This is a genomic window from Tenacibaculum aestuariivivum (genome assembly GCF_964507685.1).
GTDB classification, from domain to species: Bacteria; Bacteroidota; Bacteroidia; order Flavobacteriales; family Flavobacteriaceae; genus Polaribacter; species Polaribacter aestuariivivum.
In genome coordinates this window covers 2,565,335-2,571,854 of sequence record NZ_OZ208414.1, presented here as the reverse complement: position 1 = coordinate 2,571,854, position 6,520 = coordinate 2,565,335, and the positions used below count along the sequence as shown (strand labels likewise).

The window sequence follows — 6,520 nt, the reverse complement described above, 5'->3', positions numbered from 1 at the left end:
ATTTCTATTTGAAATACTGATTTATTACAGTTATTAGTATTATATCATGCTGAAATATAATAATAGGTTGACTAAAAATTCATCATTTAATTAGAGTCACTTATGAAAAACATAAAAAAATACTGGCTAAAAAAAAGCTACTTTAGAAACTAAACTTTTAGTTGTTGACCAAATTCAAAATGGTCAAATTTCTACAAAGTTTACTTCCAAGAAATATGATGTTCCTAGAACAACTATTTCCTAATTAGATTAGAAAATATAATACCTTATACAACAAAACATAGGTACGAGTAAAAACGATGAAATTAATAAACTAAAGAAACGCATTGAGGAACTGCAGTTTATAAAAGAATTCCAGCAAGACATAATCGTCGATATGAGACTTATTACAGGCGTCTATATCAAAAATGATTACCCAAATCATTAACAAAAGATATAGAACTAAAGAAGAAAAACTATTTAAAAAAATAGCTCTATTAATGGATAGGGATTAGGAAAAAAGCCTTTTAAAAAAGACTCTAAAACCCTAAAAAACAACAAATAGACTATCAAAAACACAACTGTGGTAAAAAGATTATCGTAAAAAATCGAGCTCTAAAACTGGTAGAATAAAGCTATATTACAATCATAAAACAGAGATGACAAATAAAAATGTAAGCTTCGGTAGAGATAAATTCTATGCCTTTTTAAGATTAAATAATTTACTCTTCAAAAAAAGAAAAAATTATGTCACCACAACCAACTCTAAATATCTTTTTAGAAAGTATAAAAACTTAATGAAAGACAACGTTACCAATCGTCAAGAACAACTTTAGGTAATCGATTATATATATATTAAAACCGAAAACAGTCATAGCTATCTAGCTCTAGTAATAGATGCCTACTCTAAGCAAATTATGGTTACAAACTAGACATTCTTATGAAGACATTACTTTGTAAAGATACGCTCACTATGTTATTAAAAACAAAAAATATCCTAATAAACAGCTCATTTATCATTCCGATAAAGGCATTCAATACTGTAATCCAAAATACACCGAATTTACAGAAAAGAATAGTATTATCATAAAGTATGACCGAACAATACGCTCCTTATGAAAACCCAGTCACAGAAAGAATCAATAGAACTTTGAAATATGAGTATGAATTAAAAAGAACCCTTAAAAAACTGATATTACTCAAGAAATGACAATACAAGTTGTAGATACTTATAATAATTTAAAGTCTCATTTTAGCCTTGATTTAACAAAACCTACAGAAGTCCATTTAAATCCAAATATAAATCTTATCTAAAAAATAAGGTGAATTTACCTGAGCTTATAATTTAAGAACAGACCTAGCTCTAAATATTTTTTGCCTTTTGAACGGTAGAAATAATCAAGAAAAAAGTCAACCTATATAAGTATAGTACAAAAATCGTAAATATCCTAATGAAAAACTAACTCATCATTCAGATAGAGAGCTACAATATTGCAATCCGACTTATCCCCTATTCGCTAAAAAAATTGGTTTATTATTAGTTATGACTGAAAACATAAATATGGTTTGAAACTAACAATTAAAAATACTAATTTAGCAAATGCAAAACTGTTATTTATATTTATAATAATCTTCATTCACATTTAAGTATAAATTTAAACACACCTAAAATGATATAAATAAATCATATCAAATAAATAAATAAATTTACCCTTAAAAATTTTTTAAAAAAACTAAACCACTATAAAACAACACAATAAACTATTTTTTTTTGATTTTTAAGTTACTTAAAATAATACAATCACAACTCATTAAAATGTTTCTTATACCAGATCTTATTTGATAATCATAACAAATTAGTTACCTACAGAGATGAAAAATTAAACTTAGGCAAGTGATATCTTCTATTTCTTCTAAAACCGATTTGAAACTTTTTGAATAATTTTGCATAGTTTTGTGAAAAATTTTATTGACATAATCTTAGACAAGAATAAATATGATAGAAAAAAATAGTTCAGATTGGAGGTATAGCGTTATGCCAGCCGTTTTTACATGGCTAAAAGAATCAAAATCCGGTGCTCTTGAAATTGACCTGGATGCAACACAAAAACAAGCTGCAGATGTTTTAAAGGCTCAAGGAAAAGGAGGAAGTAGAATGGGGGGACTTGTTGGATCCGGTACTCTAGGTGAAAACAGCTACCTGAGCTCCGAACAACGCCTTTCTTTGCTTAAAGCTCTTGCGGAAGTCGCTAAAGACTACAATGTACCGTTAATCAGTGGAGCAGTGGCAGAAACTAAGGAAGAAATTGCCAAAATTGTTGAAGATCTTGCTACGGTTGGAGTAGATACTGTAATGGTTATGCCGCCAAAAACTAAGTTAGCACCTTCTGATGAAGAAATGTATAAATACTATGAGCTTTCTGAAGCAACTGCAAAAAATGCAGGTGTAACAATTATGCCTTATAACAATCCTGATGCAGCCGGATATCATGCGCTCTCAACTGATCTTCTTAGAAGACTTTCCGTTCTCCCTAAAGTAACTGCTCTTAAAATATCAACTATAGATGTTTCAATTATTGAAACTCTAATGTTAGAAAACAAAGATTTAAAAGTTTTGGCAGGTGTTGACACAGTTACTGTATACGCAGGCCTTGCAGGAGCATGCGGTGGGATTACAGGTGTAGGTACTATCTTCCCAAAAGCAAGTGTTACTATGCAGGAGTATGTTTTAAAAGGAGAATGGGCTAAGGCAAACAAAATTTCTCAGGCTTTAAATTCTTTATCGTACCTAGATGCTCAGCCGCTACTTATGGAATACCTTAAGTTTGCTATGGGAATTCATCATAATGATGCGGCTGGAGGACTTCGTACCTTTGGTAAGAAATTAACTCAACAGCAAATTGATGATGTCCGTTTAAGATACATTTTAGCAAAAGAAAGGCTTGAAGTTATGGACTTAATATAGACTGATACTTTTAAATATTCAAAAAAGAGAAAGTTCCGTTTTTACGGGGCTTTTTTTATGTCCAATATTTTGTATCGTAGATAGATTTGGTTTGTATTTTTGTTATGACAAAGCTTTTATACCTTTTGAACAAGATACTGTATTATTTTTACCTGTTGTAACAAATTATGCAAGAAACTTCAGAACATACCATTTTACCAATCAAGTTAATACAATAAAGAGAGATACAATTGATTTTGTTGGAGGAATTATCAACTGAAAATTCATTTTGCAATTAGTTTATTAAGTAATTGAATTTACCTAAATTTTCTTCCTCAAATGAAACTTGAAAAAGTATAACCCTTTTTAGGTTAAGAGAAACTGACTTACTGTTTTATTACAATTCAAACAACTAAAAAATATACGTGCTGATTAAAAATAAGCTTCATGCTATATTTCAAAAAAAGTAATTTATTCGTAGCAAAAAAAGCAAATGAATATATAGAAGAGGAACATTGTGATAATACTTATTGCACTTTAGCAGCACCTAATCTTTATTGCGAATAATAAAAATTATTTAGAGAATTACATTTCGCACAAAACTATTTCAAGATTATTCGAGAAACAAAATACGAAAAGAAGATTTTTTAAGAGTCAGTTAATGCAAATTGCAACGCCGATTCTTCCATCTTTTTTTATACAATAATGAAATTAATTAGCTTAATAATAGCCTATATCAGTTGATAGGACATGAGCAATTAATTGACCCCAAAAAAAACTGAGATAGATCGTCAGAAAATAAAATTAGATGAAATTAAAAAATCTATTAAGAATAATATTGTTAATTTCAAATTCTTACATGATTTAGTTAAAGCAGTATTATACACTTTCTAGAACACATTTGTTTCGATAATGCCAAAAAACGTTGACAATAATAAAAAAGAAGGTTAATTGAAAGAGGATATTCAACTAGAATTTCAAGGAATAGGTGAAACCTTAAAAAAATAATGAATGTAGTCTGGTATCTAAAGTAGGAATTACTAAGTGTTGTAAATAGAGCTGTTGGGAGTAATAATGAAACAAATGACAGTACTAAAATTAAATGTTCGAGATTATCTAATAAATTAGTTCACATAACTTGAAACTTGTTATTTGACCTTAAATAAAATAAAAATAATATATTAACTGAAAACATTGACTTTTACAGAAAGTAATCAATAACATTTACTAAGTATTCAGGTTCTAAAGCACAAGGAATATTAAAAATTTATGATTTATTAAATAAAAGAACAACATAACAATAATGGTTATCATTGATACGATTTTAAGTTATAAATTCAAAATTTAGTGTATTTTTGTAATGTTAAAAAAAATAGCTACCTGCTAAATTAAAAATTTTAGAACTTTCAATTCGCGTACTAATTATAGTAGAAACATTTAGTTATAAGTAAAAAAAATATAGAAAATGAATTTAATTTTAAAAAAGAAAATTAAGTCTTATTGAAAAAATAATTTATTATAAAATTTCAATAATTTTGTTTTCAATCTCTTTTATTTACTTGATTTATGAATTTTCAAATGGAATAATAATTGGAGAGTTAGAACTCCAACATAAAATGAGCTTTTTTTTAATCATTATTTCACTAATATTTATTTAAAAAAAAGACAAAGACCTAAAACTTGAAACTTTTAAAACAAAATTGAATTAAAACAAGAAATTGAAAAACTTGCATATTAATTTAACTGGAATACTATCTACTGATCAGAAAACGAATTTGAATTCAAAATTAAAGCTAGTTCAAATCGTAACGATATTAATATAGAATTCAAAAGATGTATTAATCTTATTATTGTTATCCATCAAGGAAAATTTCTTTTAAATTCAATTTTAGATATTGAAAATATTCAATTTTTTCAACCTTTTGATTTTTTGCGAGAATTAAAACAATGTCAGAAAATTATAATTAACAGATTGAAAACTACCTACAGCTAAAACCTTATATAATTCATCACTAGTACTCGCATAAACACGAAAATATTCATGAATTTTCTATTTCTTTTTTATTTACTAAAACATGTATTTATGACTAAAAAACACATCCTCTATAAAAATATTATTACAAAATATGAATATCGTTTTAAACTAACAATTAAAACACTAATTTAGCACAGAATTTTAAAAAAAATCAATTAATATTTATAACAACCTTCACTTACATTTAAGTTTCGATTAAAACAAACCAAAACTGGTGTATATAACTCAAAATATTGCCTACAAATCATATCGAAGAATTAAAAAAAGTTAACCTATTTAAATGCAATACTTTTACTTTTTTTAAGAAACCATTAGTATTACTCATTAAATAAAACATCTAACAACATTTAAAGTATTAGAAGTTGTTAACACAATTATAAGTATAATAATTTAATATTTTTACATAAATTTAACCAACAATGAAAAGAATGAAAAAACTAGTACTTCTCAATCTAATCTTGATTATTTTTATAGGCTGTTCTAATTTAGACGACCCCATAGAGGAAGTTAAGTTGAGTTCAATGAAAACCGAGATGGATTATTTTAACTTTTCTACTAAGGAAGAATCGCAGAATAAACTTGATCAAATTTTATCTTTAAAAGAAAGCTATAACACATACGCTAATCAGACATTTTTTAGTAACTCTGATAAAGAAATGAATAGATCTAATAAAGAAGAAACTATTGAGGTTAAATTAAGTGAGGATTATGTACGCCCATATATTGTGGCATATCATGAAGAGTTGTTAAAGAGTATATATTCTTTAAGAAAAGAATTGGGGTTTATAAGTATTCAAAGTATTGCAGACGAAATAAATAGCTTAGAACTTATAAAACCAGCAAAGGCTTATGAATTATACAACTTATATGAAAAGTATTTAACAAAATCAGTAATAGGAGTAAATACTATTTTTCAAGAACCAATGGCTGAATTAATTAGTTCTAACGGAAAGTTAATGCTTGAAGGTAAACTTTTAGATTTGGATGAGTTTAAAGTAGAAGAATATAATAATATAGATTTATCTAACTTATTAAAGAAAATTGAAAATACTAATGACACCAAATTAGATTTGAGTAACACAAATAATATAAGTAGTAGGCTTAGACCTCAATCTGCAGTTCGCCTTTTAGGTTATAATTACGGACTACGCTTTGTAGTATTATGGGACGCTGGACGTGCAAGAAACCGTTCTAATTGGTGGTGGAGATATGATTATTTCTCTAGAATTACTACTTGGGCTAAGATTGGTACCAGATTTTATAGGTATCCTGTAAATTCATATAGATTGAAATCTACTAGAAATTTTGCGGAGTTTAGAAAAATCAATAGATCTAGTTATATCCGTGCGAACACTCCTTATAATGGTAGTAGAAACCATTATTTTGTTGGAAGATATAGTAAAAGCAGTGGACAATTTAGGTTGTATAAAGCTGAAGTAAGTAGAGGTGATTTTTATTTTAAAATTGGTCCTTTTACTTTTCCAGTTCATACATGGAATATAAGTGAATATTTTTAATTTATTAGAGAAATTAAAAACTAGTTGTCTTATTTCCTTAATAAT

General features: G+C 27.0%; 2 protein-coding genes. Both read left to right on the top strand.

Features of this window, described 5'->3' with window-relative positions; genetic code table 11:
• Positions 1–1,975: 1,975 nt before the first annotated feature.
• Complete coding sequence (locus ACN5J4_RS11535; RefSeq protein WP_418650132.1) at positions 1,976–2,944, top strand: dihydrodipicolinate synthase family protein; 969 nt, start codon at positions 1,976–1,978, stop codon at positions 2,942–2,944.
• A gap of 2,442 nt (positions 2,945–5,386) precedes the next feature.
• Positions 5,387–6,475: a hypothetical protein gene (locus ACN5J4_RS11530; RefSeq protein ID WP_418650131.1), complete on the top strand. Its 1,089-nt coding sequence runs from the start codon at positions 5,387–5,389 to the stop codon at positions 6,473–6,475.
• Positions 6,476–6,520: the final 45 nt, after the last annotated feature.